The organism is Bradyrhizobium sp. 164 (assembly GCF_023073715.1).
Classification (GTDB): domain Bacteria; phylum Pseudomonadota; class Alphaproteobacteria; order Rhizobiales; family Xanthobacteraceae; genus Bradyrhizobium.
Genome location: NZ_JADPKA010000029.1, coordinates 391,601 through 411,082, shown reverse-complemented (window position 1 = coordinate 411,082; position 19,482 = coordinate 391,601). Strand labels below are relative to the sequence as shown.

General features: G+C 65.3%; 14 protein-coding genes. All 14 read right to left on the bottom strand.

All coding sequences use genetic code 11. The annotated features are described in order from the left end of the window. Positions 1-26 precede the first annotated feature (26 nt). Positions 27-2,555, bottom strand: a complete 2,529-nt coding sequence (bamA, locus tag IVB01_RS13170; RefSeq protein ID WP_247275938.1) for an outer membrane protein assembly factor BamA — start codon at positions 2,553-2,555, stop codon at positions 27-29. Positions 2,556-2,730: 175 nt separating this feature from the next. Continuing rightward, positions 2,731-3,882, bottom strand: coding sequence for an RIP metalloprotease RseP (gene rseP, locus IVB01_RS13165; RefSeq protein ID WP_247275937.1), 1,152 nt, complete (start codon positions 3,880-3,882; stop codon positions 2,731-2,733). A gap of 43 nt (positions 3,883-3,925) precedes the next feature. Beyond that, positions 3,926-5,149, bottom strand: coding sequence for a 1-deoxy-D-xylulose-5-phosphate reductoisomerase (gene dxr, locus IVB01_RS13160; RefSeq protein WP_247275936.1), 1,224 nt, complete (start codon positions 5,147-5,149; stop codon positions 3,926-3,928). Positions 5,150-5,153: 4 nt separating this feature from the next. Then, positions 5,154-5,996 (bottom strand): phosphatidate cytidylyltransferase, encoded by an 843-nt coding sequence (locus IVB01_RS13155; RefSeq protein ID WP_247275935.1) that lies wholly within the window; start codon positions 5,994-5,996, stop codon positions 5,154-5,156. Further along, positions 5,993-6,751 (bottom strand): isoprenyl transferase, encoded by a 759-nt coding sequence (locus tag IVB01_RS13150; RefSeq protein ID WP_247275934.1) that lies wholly within the window; start codon positions 6,749-6,751, stop codon positions 5,993-5,995. The genes IVB01_RS13155 and IVB01_RS13150 overlap by 4 nt, the downstream gene beginning before the upstream one ends. Before the next feature lie 12 nt (positions 6,752-6,763). After that, entirely contained in the window at positions 6,764-7,327 is a 564-nt protein-coding gene (frr, locus tag IVB01_RS13145; protein WP_247275933.1) for a ribosome recycling factor, read from the bottom strand. Between the two features lie 64 nt (positions 7,328-7,391). Further along, positions 7,392-8,108, bottom strand: coding sequence for a UMP kinase (pyrH, locus tag IVB01_RS13140; protein ID WP_247275932.1), 717 nt, complete (start codon positions 8,106-8,108; stop codon positions 7,392-7,394). 60 nt (positions 8,109-8,168) lie between these two features. Then, positions 8,169-9,092, bottom strand: a complete 924-nt coding sequence (tsf, locus tag IVB01_RS13135) for a translation elongation factor Ts (RefSeq protein ID WP_247275931.1) — start codon at positions 9,090-9,092, stop codon at positions 8,169-8,171. Between the two features lie 133 nt (positions 9,093-9,225). Continuing rightward, the gene (locus IVB01_RS13130) at positions 9,226-10,224 is read right to left on the bottom strand and encodes a 30S ribosomal protein S2 (RefSeq protein WP_247275930.1); all 999 of its coding nucleotides are present in this window, start codon (positions 10,222-10,224) and stop codon (positions 9,226-9,228) included. Positions 10,225-10,433: 209 nt separating this feature from the next. Then, the gene (locus IVB01_RS13125; protein ID WP_247275929.1) at positions 10,434-12,953 is read right to left on the bottom strand and encodes a caspase domain-containing protein; all 2,520 of its coding nucleotides are present in this window, start codon (positions 12,951-12,953) and stop codon (positions 10,434-10,436) included. A 146-nt stretch (positions 12,954-13,099) separates the two neighbouring features. Further along, complete coding sequence (locus tag IVB01_RS13120; protein ID WP_247275928.1) at positions 13,100-13,531, bottom strand: DUF2846 domain-containing protein; 432 nt, start codon at positions 13,529-13,531, stop codon at positions 13,100-13,102. Between the two features lie 258 nt (positions 13,532-13,789). Continuing rightward, the gene (locus IVB01_RS13115; protein ID WP_247276043.1) at positions 13,790-14,533 is read right to left on the bottom strand and encodes a carbonic anhydrase; all 744 of its coding nucleotides are present in this window, start codon (positions 14,531-14,533) and stop codon (positions 13,790-13,792) included. Between the two features lie 128 nt (positions 14,534-14,661). Next, complete coding sequence (gene dnaE, locus IVB01_RS13110) at positions 14,662-18,165, bottom strand: DNA polymerase III subunit alpha (protein WP_247494589.1); 3,504 nt, start codon at positions 18,163-18,165, stop codon at positions 14,662-14,664. A 443-nt stretch (positions 18,166-18,608) separates the two neighbouring features. After that, on the bottom strand, positions 18,609-19,331 hold the full coding sequence (locus IVB01_RS13105) for an outer membrane beta-barrel protein (protein WP_247275926.1): 723 nt from the start codon (positions 19,329-19,331) through the stop codon (positions 18,609-18,611). Positions 19,332-19,482: the final 151 nt, after the last annotated feature.

Below are 19,482 nucleotides of genomic sequence, written 5' to 3'. Positions count from 1 at the left end.
ATCCGGATCGTGCCGTGCTGATCGAATTAGAACGTGGTGCCGCCGCCGAACCGGAACTCCTGCGTGCGGTCGTACTTGCCCTTGCTGAGCGGCACGGCGTAGTCGAAGCGCAGCGGACCGAACGGCGACTGCCAGATCAGGCCGACACCGACCGACGAACGGATCACCTTGCTGTCGTCATACACGAGCCCGGTGCAGGTTCCGGTGCTCGACGGATTGACCGTCGACGGGATACAGCCCGGCACATTGACCTCGTTGGTAGCGGTCCAACTCGTCGGTCCCTTATAATCGTAGAGACCGCCGGCGTCGGCATAGACCGCGCCCTTCAGACCCACTTCCTTGGGCAGGAACCAGAACGGCATCTGCAATTCGAGCGAAGCGCCCCAATATTTGGTGCCGCCGAGCGCGTCCTGCGTACCGAAAGGATTCAGATCGCGCGGGCCGATGCCGTTCGGGGCAAAGCCGCGGACGAGGTTCGGGCCCATTTGGAAGTGGTCGAGCATCCGCAGATCATCGTTGATCTTGGTCAGAATACCGCCCTGGAGACGGACGATTCCGACGATATCGGACACGAGCGGGGCGTAGTACTTTCCGTCCGCCACGGTCTTCAGATAGCTGACGTCGCCGCCGACGCCGGCGAAATCCTGCCGGAAGTCGATGAGCAGACCGTCGGTCGGGTTCTTGTTGTTGTCCAGCGTGTTGTAAGTGAGCGTGTAGCCGAGCGCCGAGGTCAAGGTCTTGCCGTTGGCAAGCTCCTTGCGCACCGGGAGCGAGGCTTCACCGTCACTGTAGCAGCCGAGGCCGTTGGTCGAGCTCAGGTCGAGCGGCGGGATCTGCGACGCGGCGAAGGCCGGGCTCGGGTTGAACGCCGAGGTGCCCAGATTGTTGTTACAGTTCGCCAGGTAGCTCGGCAGCGTGATTTCCTGCTGGTAGATCGAGTAGCGCAGCTGGAGCGACAGATCTTCACGCAAGGAGAAGCCGAGGCGCGGCGAGAAGCCGAGCGTCTTCGTGCCGTAGGAGATGTAGCTGTTTGAAAGCTGCTGGCGCTGATAGAGGTCGAGGCCGAGCGCGACGCGGTAGTCGAGCAGATACGGCTCGACGAACGACAGCGAGTAGCCGCGCGCATACTGGCCATAGGTCACCGCGGCCTTGGCGAACAGGCCGCGCCCGAGCAGATTGCGCTCGGAGACCGAGACCTCGGCCAGCGCGCCGTCGGTCGTGGAGTAGCCGCCCGAGATCGAGAAGTCGCCGGTCGATTTCTCTTCCATGTCGACGACCAGGATCACGCGGTCGCTCGACGAGCCGGGCTCCGTCGCGATCTTCACGCTCTTGAAGTAGTCGAGGTTCTTCAGCCGCCGCTCGGCGCGGTCGACCAGCGCGCGGTTATAGGCATCTCCTTCCGAGATGTCGAACTCGCGGCGGATCACGTAGTCGCGCGTGCGGGTGTTGCCGCGCAGGTTGATGCGCTCGATATAGGTGCGCGGGCCCTCGTCGATGTTGAAAACGACGGAGACGGTGTGCGCCTCGAAATTGCGGTCGCCGCCGGGACGAACGACTGCGAAGGCGAAACCGCGGCGCGAAGCCTCGATCTGCATCTCCTCGACCGACTTCTCGACCGATTCGACGTTGTAGAGCGAGCCGACATTGACACGCGAATAGCCCCGCATCGACGAAGGATCGAAGTTCGGAATGCTGGAGCGGAAGTCGACCGCGCCGACGCGGTATTGCGCGCCTTCCTCGATCTTGAAGGTGACGTTGAAGCCCTTCTTCTCCGGATCGTATTCGGTGAGCGCGGCCACGACCTGGACGTCGGCAAAGCCATGCTTGAGATAGAAGCGGCGGATCAGGTCGCGGTCGGCCTCGACGCGATCGGGATCGTAGATGTCCCCGCTGGCGAGGAAGCTCAGCAGGTTCGATTCGCGCGTCTTGATGACGTCGCGCAGCCGATAGGACGAGAACGCATTGTTGCCGACGAACTCGATCGACTTGACGCCGGTCTTGGCGCCCTCCTCGATCGTGAAGATCAGGTCGACGCGATTGTTCGGCTGCTCGATGATCTCGGGCGTGACGCGCACGTCATAACGGCCGGACCGCCGATAGATTTCGGCGATTCGCAGCGTGTCGGACTGCACCATGGCGCGGGAGAAGGTGCCGCGCGCCTTGGACTGGACTTCAGTGGTGAGCTGCTCGTCCTTGATCTTCTTGTTGCCCTCGAAGGCGACGCGCCCGATCACCGGGTTTTCCACCACGGAGACGATGATCTGGCCGCCGGGGCCGCGATTGATCCTGACGTCCTGGAACAGGCCGGTTTCGATCAACGCCTTGAGGCCGTCGTCGATGGCGCCTTGATCCAGGTGGCCGCCCGGACCCGGCTTGAAATAGGAGCGGATTGTCTCCACCTCGACACGGCGATTCCCCTGGACGGAAATCGACTGCACGGTCTGCGCGAGCGCAGACGAAGACACGAAAACAGCCCCAACCGGGGCAATCACCGGCGCGCCGAACATGATCAGGGTTGCGAGCAAGCCCCCCCGGAGTCGCAGTCCAAACTTCATCGCGCAACGCGCCCTTATCATTCCATACCAGACCCACCCAACACCGGTCTGGAAGATTCCCCAAGTTCAGGCCGCTTGTAGCCAATTTCCCGGACGCCGCAAACGGCCGAAAGCGCCGTGATTTCAATTTCATTGCAAGACGTTGCTCAACAGCAACGCCACAAAAAAGCCCGTATCAGGACGCCGCCATCCGAAGGATGTCGTTGTAGGTCGCAAACACCATCAGCATCAGCACCAAACCGAGCCCGATTCGGAACCCCATTTCCTGGGTCTGTTCGGACAGAGGCCGGCCGCGGACCACTTCTGCCGCGTAGAACATCAGATGGCCGCCATCGAGAAGCGGAATCGGGAACAGGTTCAGCAGACCGATCGACACGGACAGCACCGCACACAGATTGATCACGAACTGGAACCCGGCGCTGGCCGCCTGCCCCGACATCTTTGCGATTCCCAGCACGCCGCTGACCTCGTTGGGATTGCCGTTTCCGACGAACAACGAGCCCAGGAACTTGAAGGTGCTGGTGATGATGAACCAGACCTGCTCGACGCCGATCTTGAGCGCTTCGCCGACGCCCACGGGGGCGGTCGAAGCCTCACCGGCCTGCGACTTGTGCTCGACACCGAGCACACCGACGCGGTGGCGGTTGCCGAACGGATCTTTGCGCTCGAGCAGCGCCGGGGTCGCGGTCAGCGATACGATGGCGCCGTCGCGCTTGACCTGGAACGCAAGCGTTGAACCCGCACTCATCGCAACGATCCGCTGCATGTCGGCAAAGCTCTCGATCGGCTTGCCGTCGATCTGGACGACGACGTCACCAACCTTGAAGCCGGCGGCAGCCGCAGCGCCGTCGGCGACGACGCCGTCGACGCGCGCAATCGTGCTCGGCTTGCCGTAGTACAGCGCCATGCCGGCGAAGATCAGAGCGCCCAGGATGAAATTGGCGATGGGTCCGGCCGCGACGATGGCGGCGCGCGGGCCGACCTTCTTGTGATGGAAGCTGCCGGCGCGTTCCTCGGCCGTCATGGCCGCGAGCGTTTCGGCCGAGGGGGTCGAGGCCTCGCTCTCGTCACCGAAGAACTTGACGTAGCCGCCAAGCGGAATCGCGGAGATCTTCCAGCGGGTGCCGCGACGGTCGTTGAAACCGACCAGCTCGGGTCCGAAGCCGAGTGAAAAGGTTAAAACGCGAACGCCCGCCCAGCGCGCGACCAGGAAATGGCCGAGCTCGTGGAAGAACACGACGATGGTCAGGACGAACAGGAAGGGTACCGCGTAGCCGAGGAGCCCATGGCTCAACGTATTGAAACTATGGACGAAAAAGTCGATCATCGATTCCCCTCATCCAGCGCCGCAAGGCCCTGGCCCGAACTATCTAGGATGCCTTTAAGGCAATTTGAGGCAATAGGGCGGCAGCTCTATTTCGCGCAACATGGTCAACGGATATTGCGTCGTCAGCCGAGGTCATCGGCGCCTGATTCCCGCTGCGGATCCAGTCGTCCAGCGTCGCCTCGACCAGGCGCGCGATCGCACCAAACCGGATCTTGCCGGCAATGAAGGCGGCGACCGCGACCTCGTTGGCGGCGTTGTAGACGGTGGTCGCCCCCTTCCCGGTCCGGAGCGAATCGTAGGCTAGGCGGAGGCCCGGGAACCGCTCGAAATCCGGCGCCTCGAAGGTCAGCTCGCCGATCTTGGCCAAGTCGAGCTTGGCCGCCGGACCCTTGATGCGGTCGGGCCAGCCCAAGCAATGCGCGATCGGCGTCCTCATGTCGGGCGCACCGAGCTGCGCCACGACGGAGCAATCGGAAAACTCGACCATGCCGTGGATGATCGACTGCGGATGAACGAGCACGTCGATCTCGTCGGGCGCGAGCGCAAACAGATAGGACGCCTCGATCACTTCGAGCCCCTTGTTCATCATCGAGGCGGAATCGATCGTGATCTTCTGGCCCATGCTCCAATTTGGATGCTTCAGGGCCTGCTCGAGCGTGGCCTGCTCGATGTCGACAGGCTTCCAGGTCCGGAACGGGCCGCCCGAGGCGGTGATGATGACGCGCACGAGCTCGTCGCGATTGCCTGAGCTCAACGCCTGGAATAGCGCATTGTGTTCGGAATCGGCCGGCAGGATGCAGGCGCCGGCTTTTGCCGCGCGCTGCATGAAGAAATCGCCGGCGCAGACCAGACATTCCTTGTTGGCGAGCGCAACATGCGCACCGCGATCAACCGCGGCCAGCGCCGGCTTCAGCCCGGCGGCGCCGCTCACGGCCGCCATCACCCAGTCGGCCGGACGCGCACCGGCCTCGATCACCGCGCTTTCGCCGGCGCCGCATTCGGTGCTGGTGCCCGCCAGCGCAGCCTTGAGCTCGCCGAGCTTGGAGGTATCGGCGATCGCGACGTAGCGCGCGGAAAATTCCTTCGCGAGTTTGGCCAGCGCTGCGACATTGCCGTTCGCCGTCAGCGCCTCGACACGGTAGCGCTCGGGCGAGGCGCGAAGCAAATCCATCGTGCTGTCGCCGATCGAGCCGGTGGCGCCGAGAACCGTGATGCTGCGAACGTCGGACGCAGCAAGCCTGTTGTTTCGCAATGGGACTGCGCTCATATCCTCACCAAACCATAAGACCGCTTCCGGCGCTATGCACACCGTGGCGGAGAAAGCCGATAATCCATGCCGCCAAGATGGCGGCGACAAAGCCGTCCAGGCGATCCATAAGTCCGCCATGGCCGGGAATTAAGTGACTGGAATCCTTAACACCGAAGCGCCGCTTCACCGCGGATTCGAACAGATCGCCCAGAGCCGACACCACCGACAGGACAGCGCTGACGAGCAGCAATGGGGCCAGCTTTCCAAGCCCGCAGGCCGCGAAGCCTGCCGCAACCAAGAGGCTTGCGACAAAGCCGCCGAGAGCGCCCGCCCAGGTCTTCTTCGGACTGACGCGCGGCCATAGCTTCGGTCCCCCAATGCTGCGGCCGGCGAAATAGCCGCCGATGTCTGTCGCCCACACCACGAGCAGCACGAATATCAGGGCGGCGAAGCCGTTGACGAGATCCTGCCGCACTAGGATCGAGGCCAGCAGCGCCGCCGATGCATAGGCAAATCCGGTAGCCGCCCAGACGAACTTGCCCCGCGCGATCAGCATCACGATCACGCCGCCTATGAAGCCGGCGATGACAGCGGTCCTGAGCGCGCCGAAGGCAACGCAGAATCCCATGATGGCGATGGCGATGGTCCCCGTCCCCGTCAGCGCGACCGAACCCGCGCCCACCACCATCAGCCATTCAGCGAACAGCCCGATCGATACCAGGGTAACGAGAAGTGCCCACAGCCAGCCGCCGACGTAGGCGAGCGCAATGGCGAGCGGCGCCAGCACGAGCGCGGCGAGGACCCGCAGCACGAGATTGCTCGTGGCAGGCGCGGAGCCCGCCGGTGCGGCGTCGGGTTCGCTCACGAGGCGGTTTTCGCGACCAGGCCGCCGAAACGGCGCTCGCGCCTGGCAAATTCGGCGATCGCGCCTTCCAGCGCCGCCTTGTCGAAATCGGGCCAATGGATCGGCACGAAGACGAGCTCGCTATAGGCGGCCTGCCACATCAGGAAGTTGGACAGGCGCTGCTCGCCGCTGGTGCGGATGATGAGATCGGGATCGGGAATGTCGGGCGCGTCGAGATTCGCGCCAAGCGTCTCGGCGTCGATCGTATCTGGATTCCGCCTGCCCTCTCCGACCTCGCGCGCGAGCTTCTGCGCGGCCTTCGCGATCTCCTGCCGCGAGCCGTAGTTGAAGGCGACGACGAGCGTGAGGCGCGTGTTGTCGCGCGTCAGCTCCTCCGCCTCGTTGAGGAGCGCACAGATGTCGCTCTCGAGCCCTTCGCGCTCGCCGATGATGCGGACCTTGACGCCGTCGCGATGCAGGCTCGCCAGATCGTTGCGGATGAAGCGCCGCAGCAGGCCAAAGAGATCGCCGATTTCGCTCGCCGGGCGCGACCAGTTCTCCGAAGAGAACGAGAAGATGGTGAGATAGCGAATGCCGAGCTCGTGCGAGGCGCGTACCACGCGGCGCAGCGCGTCCACGCCGCGGCGATGCCCTTCCGCACGCGGCAAGCCGCGCGCGGCCGCCCAACGCCCGTTGCCATCCATGATGATGGCGACATGCGCGGGCGCGTCGGACCGGTCAGATCCTTCCGTTGCGGGCGCGGCGGCGTTGGACATGAAGGCGATGCCTTAAACGGTGAGGATTTCTTTTTCCTTGGCGGCCAGCAGCTGGTCGATCTCGGCAATCGTGCCGTCGGTCGCCTTCTGCACCTCGTCGGCGTGACGCTTCTGATCGTCTTCGGACATCTCGTGATTCTTTTCGAGCTTCTTGAGCACGTCGAGACCGTCGCGACGGACATGCCGCGCGGCGACCTTGGCGGCCTCCGCGTATTTGTGCGCGACCTTCACCAGCTCCTTGCGCCGCTCCTCATTGAGCTCGGGAATGCGCAGGCGCAGCACCTGGCCCTCGGTCGCGGGCGACAGGCCGAGATTGGAATCGACGATCGCCTTCTCCACGGCCTTGACCATCGACTTGTCCCAGACCTGCACCGAGATCAGGCGCGGCTCCGGCACGCTGACGGTGGCGAGCTGGTTCAGCGGCATGTGGGTGCCATAGGCATCGACCTGCACCGGATCGAGCATCGAGGCCGAGGCGCGCCCCGTCCGCAGGCCGCCAAGCTCGTGCTTGAGAGACTGCACAGCGCCCTGCATGCGGCGCTTCACTTCGTTGAGGTCGAAACTACCCGTGGCCATCACGTTTCTCCTTCAAATCCCGGCGACCGGTCCGCGCCCTTCTCTCGGGCGCGACGACGAGCGGTCAGCCGGCGACAATGGTTCCGTGGCCGGTGCCACGCAGAATCGCACCGATGGAGCCCGGCTCCGCGATCGAGAATACGATGATAGGCAGCGACGTCTCGCGGGCAAGCGCGAAGGCGGTCGCATCCATCACCTTGTAGCCACCCTCGATGGCCTGGGAGTGCGTCAGACGGTCGAACCGCGTGGCGGTCGGATCCTTCTTCGGATCGGCTGAGTAGACGCCATCGACATTGGTCGCCTTCAGCACTGCCTGGGCGCCGATCTCGGCGGCGCGCAGCACCGCGGTCGTGTCGGTGGTGAAGAACGGATTGCCGGTTCCGCCGCCAAGCAGCACGATCCGGCCCTCGGCGAGGTATTTGTGCGCCGCGGTGCGGGTGAACAGCTCGGAAATCTCTGGCATGACGAAGGCCGACAGCGTGCGCGCCGGCGTGCCCTTGCGCTCGATCGCCGCTTCCAGCGCGAGGCAGTTCATCATGGTCGCAAGCATGCCCATGGTGTCGCCGGTCGGGCGCGACACGCCGCGGGACGACACCTCGACCCCACGCACGATGTTGCCACCACCGATCACGACCGCCACTTCGGCGCCAAGCTTGCGGGCGGCGATCAGATCGTCCGCGACCCGGTCGACGGTCACCTGGTCGATACCAAAACCCTGCTGTCCCGCGAGATATTCGCCGGACAGCTTGATCACGACGCGACGATAGACCGGATCAGTCATGAGCACTTTCCTCGTCCGGGCGCCGCTTCCGGCGGCACGCCGGAAGGAACGTTCCGGCGCTTACTTCTTGCCGCTGGCCGCCGCGACCTCGGCTGCGAAGTCGCTTTCCTGCTTCTCGATTCCCTCACCGAGAGCATAGCGCATAAAGCCCGCGATCTTCACAGGCCCGCCGACCTTGCCTTCGGCCTCCTTCACTGCCTGCGCCACCGACTTGCCGGTATCGTGGATGAAGGCCTGCTCGAGCAGGCAGACTTCCTTGTAGTAGGTCTTGAGGCCGGACTCGACGATCTTCTCGATCACGTTCTCGGGCTTGCCCTGCTGGCGGTATTTGTCGGCGAGCACGTCCTTTTCGCGCTTGACGACCGCCGGATCGAGGCCGGTGGGATCGAGCGCAAGCGGGTTGGCGGCGGCGACATGCATCGCGATCTGGCGGCCGAGGGCGGCGAGCTCGTCGGCCTTGCCAGGCGATTCCAGCGCCACGATCACCCCCATCTTGCCGGCGCCATCGACGACGGCCCCATGGACGTAGCTCGACACCACGCCCTGGCTGACTTCGAGCTGGGCGGCGCGGCGCAGCGTCATGTTCTCGCCGATGGTGGCGATCGCGTCATTGATCGCGGTCTCAATCGTGACGTCGCCGACCTTGGCGGCCTTGATCTTCTCGACATCAGCACCGACGTCGAACGCGACCTGGGCGATCATCTTGACCAGACCCTGGAACTGGCCGTTGCGTGCCACGAAATCGGTCTCGGAGTTGACCTCGACCACGACGCCCTTAGTGCCCTTGGTGAGCGCGCCGATCAGCCCCTCGGCCGCGACGCGGCCCGACTTCTTGGCGGCCTTCGACAGGCCCTTCTTGCGCAACCAGTCCTGCGCCGCTTCCATATTGCCGTCGTTTTCGGTCAGCGCGGCCTTGCAGTCCATCATGCCCGCGCCGGTCGACTCGCGCAGGTCCTTGACCATCGCAGCTGTGATCGTTGCCATCGTTGAAAATCCTTTGTGCCTGCCGGTTCGCCGCGGCGCGGCATCGAGGCGCCCCGCCGCGGTCCATCTCAGGAATTCGCGTCAACTGAAATGGTGGCCGGACCCTATCCGGCCAACCCGTCGCTCTGTTTGACTATTCCGCTTCCGCGGTCAGCGCCTTGGCCTTGGCCACCCAGGCATCCGCGCGGCTCGGCAGACCGACTTCTTCACCGATCCTGTGCGCGGTGTCGTGGTCGAGCTCGGCGAGCTGCCAATAGTGGAAGATGCCGAGATCGTTGAACTTCTTCTCGATCGCACCCGACACGCCCGGGAGTTTCTTGAGGTCGTCGGCGGTGCCGCGGGGCCCCGCAAGGCCCTGGAAGCCGCTGGGGGAAGCGGCCGGCAGTTCTTCGGCGACGACCGGCTGGGCCGAGGCGCCGATATCGATGCCGGAATCGCCCTGAGCGCGCGAGATGCCGTCGATCGCCGCACGCGCAATCAGGTCGCAATAGAGCGAGATCGCGCGGCCGGCGTCGTCATTGCCCGGCACCACATAGGTGATGCCCTTGGGATCCGAATTGGTGTCGACGATCGCCGCAACCGGGATGTTGAGCCGCTGCGCTTCCTGGATCGCGATGTCTTCCTTGTTGGTGTCGATCACGAAGATCAGGTCGGGCAGGCCGCCCATGTCCTTGATGCCGCCGAGCGAGCGGTCGAGCTTGTCGCGCTCGCGCTGCAGCGTCAGGCGCTCCTTCTTCGTGTAGGAATTGGCTTCGCCGCCCGACAGCACGTCGTCGAGGTGACGCAGGCGCTTGATCGAGGCCGAGATCGTCTTCCAGTTGGTCAGCGTGCCGCCGAGCCAGCGCGAATTGACGAAATATTGCGCGCAGCGCTTGGCCGCGTCCGCAACGCCGTCCTGCGCCTGGCGCTTGGTGCCGACGAACAGGATGCGGCCGCCCTTGGCAACCGTGTCGCTGACGGCCTGGAGAGCCTGATGCAGCATCGGCACGGTCTGGGCGAGGTCGACGATGTGGATGTTGTTGCGGGTGCCGAAAATGAACGGAGCCATTTTCGGGTTCCAGCGGTGAGACTGGTGACCAAAGTGCACGCCAGCTTCGAGCAGCTGACGCATGGTGAAATCGGGTAGCGCCATCGTTCTAATTCTCCGGTTGGTTCCTCCGGAAACGTGTGAGCAAAACGGAGCGTTCTCGCCCCGGTTGCCACCGGACGGCCTTGTGAGCCATGTTTCCGTGTGAGATGGCGCGCTATATAGCGCCATTTCGGCCAGAAGCAAGGAAATAAGGCGGCTCCTCCAGGGCGCCCGAAAGCTTCAGTCGCTTCCTGGCGCCCCTTTTCGGATCCCTAGCACTTCGGCTGGCCGGGCGGGCAGGTCTTCGGTGGCGGGCCGGCCGGCCGCGGTGGAGGCGCCGGGCGCGGCGGCGCGGCGGCCATCGGAGGTGGCGCCGGCCGTGCGACTGGGGGTGGCGGCGGCGCAGGCCGTGCGATCGGAGGAGGTGGCGCCGGTCGCGCCATCGCAGGCGGGGGCGGCGCGGGCCGGGCCACGGGCGGCGATGGCGCCGGTCGAGCCACGGCCACCGGCGGAGGCGCGGCCCGCGGCGGCGGAGGTGGCGCGACACGGGGCGGCGGCGGTGGCGTCGGTCTCGCCGCAGCTTGGGGGTGCGGCGGCGCAACGGGCTTGGCCGCCTGCGGCGGCGGCGCCGGTCGATGATCCTGAACCCTGGATGGCTCTCGCGCCGCCACTGGCGCCGCCGGCTTGGCCGTGCTCGGGACCGCCGGCTTACCACCGGCGGCTGCACCGGGCGGCGGCACTGCGCCGGGCTGCGGTCCGGCTGGCCTGCCGCGCACCTCGGCTCCAGGCGGCGTCGTTGCCCCTGGCCTAGACAACCGCGCTGACGGGGTCATCGGACCCGCGGGAGCCGTCGGGTTTGCCGGCGCCGTCGCCGCGTGCGGCGGCGTAGGCGGAGCGTTGCCGACAGGCGCCGTCGCGGTCGAAGCGGGTTTGCCATGGGGCGTGGCAGCGCCAGGCGCCCCTCCTACCCCGGCCGGGGGTGGCGGTCCGCCAGGGGTGCCGGGCGCAGGCAGCGTATTGGCCTGCGGTAGCCTGGCCGGAGCCGGCGCTTGCGGCGTGGCAGCAGGAGCACCTCCGGCGGGGGCTGTCGCGGTCGGACTGGGTGCACCCGGTCTCGCACCAGGAGTGAGATTGGCGGGAGCAGGAGCCGGTGCAGAGATACCCGGTCGCGCGGTCGGCTGGATGGTCGCACTCGGCGGCATCGGCGCCTTGCCCTGCTGGATCAGGGCGGCGCGCTGGATGACGGCCTGCGGCACCGCCGGACCTGCCGGGTTGGCGCGTCCGGCGACGGCTGGTGCCAGATTGCCCAGCGCGGGCGCTGCCCCGGTCGGCGGCGCCGGCGGCCGGTTGATCACGGTGTTGATGACCGTCGTATTATGAATGTTCGCATAGATGATGTTGTTCGGCGGCGGCGCGACATAGGCCGGCGGCCGGACGAACACCGGGATCGGGACGAACACCGGCTGCGGCAGCACGAACAGGCCGACCACGGGCAGCGGCGGCGGCAGCACGACGAAATCGGGCGGCGGCGGCGGCAAATAGTAGACCGGCGGCGGTGGTGGCGGCGCGAAGCCGAAATCGGGGTCGCTGAAATACAGCACGGGGCGGTCGACATAGACCACCTCCTCCGGCGGCGGTGGCGGCACGTCGTAGTCGATCATCGCAAAGCTCGGCGGCGGCTCGGGCGGTGCGGTGAGGATCGCAAGGCGGCGGCGCGCATCGGCCGCATGCGGCCCGCGCGGATAACGGCGCAGATAAGACCAATAGGCCTCCGGCGTGTCGGTCCGATAGGTCCGCCGCCAGGTGATCGCCTCGCGACGCGCCGCGACGATCGCCATGACCCGCTTGGAGAGCGGATCATTCGGAAAGGCGGCGAGGAATTCCTCATAGGCCGCCAGCGTGTCGCGCTCGAGCGCGGCGGCGTAGGCATCCTGCACGCCGAGATCGCGGATCGGCTTGCTCCGGATCGCGGCGACTTGGTCGGGCGCGGCCTCCGGCGGCGGCGCGTCGGGCGCCCGCTCGAAGAAGGAAAACTGGGTGGTGATCTTCTGCTCGTTCCAGGGCACCTGCGCACCCTTGGAGGCCTCGTTGACGCGCAGGCGGACGCGGTCGAATACCTCGGGCAGCGGCAGGCCGCCGGTGCGGATCATTTCGGCTAGCGACTGCGCATAGATGCCGTAGGGCCCCGCCTCCTCCGGCGCTACCGTGCCGGGCGCCGCATTGAAGGCAATCAGCATGTTCGCCTCGGGCTCGACCAGCGCAAGGCCGCTCGCGATCGGCTGGCCGCCCTCGATGAAGGGCTGCGCGCGGGCCGCATCGAGCACGACGATGCTCGCCTTGAGCGGAATGGCGGCGAGCTGGCGGATATAGTCGCTGACGCGCAGGGCCTCGGTCGGAATATCCGTGTCGCGGGTGACGTTGGAATCGACCGGCATGAAATAGTTCTCGCCGGCAAGCTGTACCCCATAGCCTGCGAAATAGATCATCGCGACGGTGCCGGGGCCTGAGGCCTGCGCCTTCTGAATGAAGTCGCGAAGGCTCTTGCGCAACGTGTCGCCGTCGAGATCGCGCGCGCCGACGACGTCGAAGCCCGCGGCCTGCAGCGTCTGCGCGATCAGGCCGGCATCGTTCGCAGTCGTGGCCAGCGGCGACTTGGCATAAGCGCCATTGCCGACCACGAGCGCGATGCGCTTCTCCGGCTGCTGCGCGTTTGCGGGGCCCGCGATGTTAGCGGCCGCAAGCAACAGCATTGGCAGCAAGGCGAAGATAAGAACCCGGTTTGTCCCACGCATGGCTTGTCCGCCGCTGTTGTTGTTGAAGTCCCTACCGTACACTAGGCCCGTGGCAGCCTGAACGGAATTTGAACGGATTGCGGCAGCCGATGGCCCTAGCCAACGTCTGTTCGGCAAGCCACCTCACTCGAAAATATGAAAGCGCACTACTCCGCCAGCCGGAGCTCCGCGACGGTCGTCCTCGCAGCCGCCTCATCAACCGGCGAGAAATCCACCGGGCCCGGATTCTTGTAGGCCGAAGTCATGGCCAGGGTGAGGCCATATCCCAGCAATCCGGTGCTGGCATTCGCGATCACGGCGTTCTTGCGGTCGCTGTTTCGGGCCAGATAGAAATACGTTCGGCCGGATTGGACCGAGATGTCCTGACGCGTCTTCCCAGGAAAACCGGGCTCTGCCGCGAAAAACTGATGCTCGCCGGCCGGCCGATCGGTGTAGAGGTAGGTGCCGGTCTTCAGTCCCTTGAGCACCGCGCCATCCAACGCAAACTCCCAGCCCGCGTCGGCTACGCCACCGAAACCCTTCTCGCGGAACACCACGATGCGCGCCTGCCCCGCTTTCGGCGGTCCAATCTTCTGCATCGCGGTCGCGTAATCCAGCCCGCTCCGCTCTGTTTGGCAGCCACATAGCATAGCCGCCGCAATGAGCAGCAAAACCCCACGCAAAACCATCGAAGCCCCCGCCTACCCAGGCGTGAGGCTAGCGCAAAACAGCTTTTGATTGCAACACAGTCAGCATGGTTGTCCTGTGCCGCTCCACTGCAATTGCTACGGGTCGACCTTGCGGCCGGCCTCTGCCGGAAAGAGGCGCGACCGCCCCCGATGCTTCGCGAGGTGGATTCAGCCCTGGGCAATCAACTCGACGGTCCCCGTATTGAGCCGATAGATGCCGCCGACCACCTTGAGCTTGCCCTGCTCGACCGCTGCGTTGAGAATTGGGGCGGCCGATTTCAGCTTGGCGACGTTGTCGATGACATTCTGACGAATGGCGTTGTCGAGCGCATTCCCACTTTGCTGGGCAACCGCCTTCACCGCCGGCGCGATCGCGGACACGAGCGAGGGGATGTGCCCCGGCAGCGGCTTGTCGTCCTTCAGCGACTTGATCGTCGCGTCGACCGCGCCGCAGCTGTCGTGGCCGAGCACCAGGATCAAGGGCGTGCCGAGCACCGCGACCGCGTACTCCAGGCTGGCAACGGTTTCATCGCCCGCGAAATTTCCGGCGACGCGGCACACGAAGAGGTCTCCGCGTCCGCTGTCGAAGGCATATTCGGGTGCGATGCGCGAATCGGCGCAACTCAGAACGGCCGCATACGGATTTTGACCGCCGACCAATGCCTCGCGCTCATGCGTGAAGTCGTGGCGACGGGAAACGCCCGATACATAGCGCGCATTGCCCTCCATCAACCGCTTGAGTGCGGCATCGGGCGACAGCACGTTCTGCGGCTTGGGCGGCGCCTTTGCCTCCTTGGCCACCGCCGTCCCGCCAAACGCCGCCATCCCGAGCGCCGAGGCGGCAAAAAGCACCATCGAGCGCCGGGAGGGAGCAACCGTTTGATGCAGATTTTCAGAGCATTTTTCGCACATGGCTGTTGTCCTCCCTGAAGACCCGCCGAACACGATTATCCGGCAAACAACTGATAGCTGCGCCAGGCAGATTTCGAAACCGTGCAAGAATGATAGTCAAGATTTGGTTTGCGGCGGTGCCGGCAACGTCAGAGCTGCTGCACGTCGACCACGCCAGCGACCGCCTTGATCGCACCGGCGATCTGCGGCGAGACCTTGAAGCGGCCGGGCAGCTTCATCTCCACCTCGGTCTCCAGGTCGAGCATCATCACCAGCGAGACTTCGCCGTCGCCGTTGGAGCGCGGTGCGGTGCCGGGACTGCCGATCTTTGGCGCGGCACCGTTCGCGGGCGCCATCTCTGGCCCGGCGAGACGCTTGGCGATCGACTCCAGCGGCTTGGTATCGCGCACGAAGATGCGCAGGCCCTTCTGCGTCTTGGCGGCGGCATCATCCAGCGGCTCGGCATGCAGCACGCGGGCGCGGACGTCCTCGCCCTGGAGCTCGGCGCCGAGCTGGAGCAGCACGGCGGCGCCCGGCTCCAGCACGTCGCGATACTGCGCAAGGCCTTCGGAGAACAGCACGGCCTCGAAATGGCCGGTCGGATCGGACAGGCCCATGATGCCCATCTTGTTGCCGGTCTTGGTGCGCCGCTCCATGCGCGAGACCACGGTGGCCGCGACCTTCCCGGCAGTCGCGCCGGTCTTTACCGCGCGCGAGAACTCCGCCCAGCTCTGCACCCGCAGGCGCTTCAGCACGGTGGCGTAATCGTCGAGCGGATGTCCGGACAGGAAGAAGCCGATCGCGTCGTATTCACGCCGCAGCCGCTCGGCCAGCAGCCAGGGCTCGACCTGCGGCAGCATGATGCTGGGCGCATCAGCCGAGCCGCCGAACATGTCGTTCTGGCCAATCGTCGCGGCTTCATGCGCGCGCTGGCAGGCGGCGAGAATCGCGTCCGCGCCGGCGAACACGCGCGCCCGGTTCGGCTCCAGCGTGTCGAAGGCGCCGGCGGCGGCGAGACTCTCGATGATGCGCTTGTTGATCGCGCGCGGCGACACCCGCGCGGCAAAATCGGCGAGCGAGGTGAACAGGCCGTTCTTGGTCCGCTCCGCAATGATCTGATCGATCGCCTGGATGCCGACGCCCTTGAGCGCGGCGAGCGCGTAATAGATCGTCTTCTCGCCGACCTCGAAGGTCGCGCCCGAGCGATTGATGTTCGGCGGCTCGACCTTGATACCGAGGCGCTGCGCCTCGGAGCGGAATTCGGAGAGCTTGTCGGTGTTGTTGAGATCGAGCGTCATCGACGCCGCGATGAACTCCACCGGATAATGCGCCTTCATGTAGGCGGTGTGATAGGACACCAGCGCATAGGCCGCGGCGTGGCTCTTGTTGAAGCCGTAATCGGCGAACTTGGCGAGCAGCTCGAAGATGGTCTCGGCCTGCCCCTTGGGCACGCCGTTCTTCACCGCGCCCGCGACGAAGATCTCGCGCTGCTTCTCCATCTCGGCGCGGATCTTCTTGCCCATGGCGCGGCGCAAGAGGTCGGCGTCTCCGAGCGAATAGCCCGACATCACCTGCGCGATCTGCATCACCTGTTCTTGGTAGATGATGACGCCGAAGGTCTCTTTGAGGATCGGCTCCAGCACGGGATGCAGATATTCCGGCTCCTCGTCGCCGTGCTTGCGCGCGCAATAGGTCGGGATGTTCGCCATCGGACCCGGGCGATAGAGTGCCACCAGCGCGATAATGTCCTCGAAACGGTCGGGGCGCATGTCGATCAGCGCGCGCCGCATGCCCTGGCTTTCAACCTGGAACACACCGACCACGTCGCCGCGCGCCAGCATCTGGTAGCTCTCGGCGTCGTCGATCGGCAGCGTGGCCAGATCGACGTGGATGCCGCGCGGTTTCAAGAGCTTCACCGCGACGTCGAGCACCGTCAGCGTTTTCAGGCCGAGGAAGTCGAATTTGACGAGGCCCGCCGGCTCGACCCACTTCATGTTGAATTGGGTCACCGGCATGTCGGATTTTGGATCGCGGTACAGCGGCACGAGCTCGCTCAAGGGGCGATCGCCGATCACGATGCCGGCCGCATGGGTCGAGGCGTGACGGGTCAGGCCTTCGAGGCGCTGGGCGATATCGAAGGCGCGCGCCACCACCGGGTCTTCGTCGCGGAACGCCTGGAGCTTCGGCTCGCTTTCGATCGCAGCCGCAAGCGTCACCGGGGCGGCCGGATTCTGCGGTACGAGCTTGGTCAGCTTGTCGACCTGCCCGTAGGGCATCTGCAGCACGCGGCCGACATCGCGTAGCACGCCCCGCGCCTGCAGCGTACCGAAGGTGATGATCTGCGCGACCTGGTCGCGGCCGTAGCGCTGCTGCACGTATTGGATCACCTCGCCGCGACGGTCCTGGCAGAAGTCGATGTCGAAGTCCGGCATCGAGACGCGCTCGGGATTGAGGAAGCGCTCGAACAGCAGGCCGAACCTGATCGGATCGAGATCGGTGATGGTCAACGCCCAGGCGACCAGCGAGCCGGCGCCGGAGCCGCGGCCCGGCCCGACCGGAATGCCTTGCGACTTCGCCCATTTGATGAAGTCCGACACGATCAGGAAGTAACCCGCGTATTTCATGCGGATGATGACGTCCAACTCGAAGGCAAGCCGCTTGGCGTATGTCTCCTCCGTCGTGCCCTGCGACAGTCCGTGGACACGCAGGCGGTTGGCTAGCCCCTCCTCCGCCTGGCGCTTCAATTCGGCGGCCTCGACTGCGGCGGCATCCGAACTCGATGCGGCGCCGACGGTGAAGAACGGCAGGATCGGCTTGCGTGTCATCGGGCGGAACGAGCAGCGCTCGGCGATCTCCACCGTCGAGGCCAGCGCCTCCGGAATGTCGGCGAACAGCACCGCCATTTCCGCGCGGGTCTTGAAGCGGTGATCGGGCGTGAGCTGCTCGCGGTCGGTCTCGGCGATCAGGCGCCCACCGGCGATGCACAGCAGCGCGTCATGCGCTTCGTAATCGTCGGTCGCGGCGAAATACGGCTCGTTGGTCGCGACCAGCGGCAGGCCCTTGGCATAGGCAATGTCGATCAGGCCGCTCTCGACGCGCCGCTCCTTGTCGGTGTTGTGGCGCTGCAATTCGACATAGAGGCGGTTGCCGAACAGGCTGGCGAGACGCTCGCAGCGCGACGCCGCGATTTCGGCCTGCCCGGTGGCGAGCGCCAGCGAGACAGGTCCATCCGGACCGCCCGTGAGCGCGATCAGCCCCTCGGTCTCACCTTGGAGCCAGTCGAACTTGATGTGGGGGGCGTGGGTGTCGGGCGTCTCCAGGAATGCCCGCGAGTTCAGCCGCATCAGGCTGCGATAACCGCGCTCCTGCGCCGCCAGCAGCACCACGCGCGACGGCCCCAGCGCGTTGCGCGCATTCGGATCCTGGTCGCCGAAATCGACCGCCAGCTCACAGCCGACGATCGGCTGAATGCCGGAACCCGCCATCTTGTCGGAGAACTCCAGCGCACCGAACATGTTGTCGGTATCGGTCAGCGCCAGGGCCGGCTGGTGGTCTCTCTTGGCGAGCTCGGCGAGCTTGGCGATCTTGATCGAGCCCTTGAGCAGCGAATAGGCCGAGTGAACGTGAAGGTGGACAAATCCGGCGCTCGGCATGGTCGCGTGACGGCCTCTTGCAGGGGGAATGGAGCGGTCGCCGGCTCCTCAAGGCATCATGCACTCGCCCGGCCGACTCGCCTCCTAATGGTGCGGTGTGGCGCCGCGAGAGTCCACGGCGGAGCGGCCAATCCGCCGCGTCGTCCCGCTTTTCCCCAACCGCGTCCTCTAGAGCTGGGGAATTACCTGGGCCCAGATCGCGATCATCCCGACGAACAGTGTGATCGAGGCCAGTGCGGCGGCTTCTTCCACGAAAACCCTGAACATGTCTCGCTCCTTTTGCTAGAACGTAGGAAGAACATTGTTCTCATTTCGTTCTCTGGAGTCAAGCCAGCTCAACCATTCCGAAAGGGAATGGTTAACTCGTTGAATTCGAAAACAAAAAAGCCCCGGCGCGAGGCCGGGGCTTTTCGACGATCGCTTCCTGAAGGAAGCGGTTCGTCTTAGTAGCGGGCAACCATCGGGCCGCCGAACTTGTAGTTCAGGCGGACGAGGCCCATGTCGACGTCCTGACGGATGCGCTCGGTGCCAGCGAAGCCAGCGAACGTCACGTCCTTGTCGGCCAGGAAGATGTGGTTGTACTCGACGCCAACCGACCAGTTCGGGGCGAAGCCGAACTCGAGGCCGGCACCGACCGTACCACCCCAGCGGGTGTCGCTGGACGAGGCGAGCAAGGGACCGCCGAGGCCATAGATCTCGTACTTGTCGCCGACCACAGCCGCACCGCCCTTGACGTAGAGCAGCACGTTGTTCCAGGCGTAGCCGACCTGGCCGGTGATCAGACCGAACGAATCGATCTTGGTGCGGTTGCGGGTGGCGAACAGCGCGCTGACGTTGTCGCCCGTGAAGTCAGCCCAGTTGCCCTGGCCTTCCACGCCGAACACGAACTGGCCGGACTGCCAGCGATAGCCGATCTGGCCACCGACCGTGCCGCCGGTCGCATCGTGCGAGCCTTCGCGGCCGACACCAACGAAATCCCAGGTGGTGCGAGCCGAACCGCCACCGCCGTTGATGCCGATGTAGAAGCCGCTCCAGTCGTAAACTGCGGCGATCGCCGCCGGCGGAGCCTTGGTGTAAGGCCGCGCCGCCAGGTCAGCAGCCACCGCCGGCGCAGCCGCGCTGAGCGCAATCAGGCTGACAGCGGCAAGCAACAAATTCTTCTTCATTTGATTCCCGTTCCAGTTTCTTCAGTAGGCCCCCGGGCCGTGCCGTCGTCATATCAGCGATCGACAGAATTGCTGTAACCGCGACGCAACAGTTAGAGCCAAAGGGCCGCGCTTCATTAATGAACATTTAGCAGAGCGCACTGGAAACCCT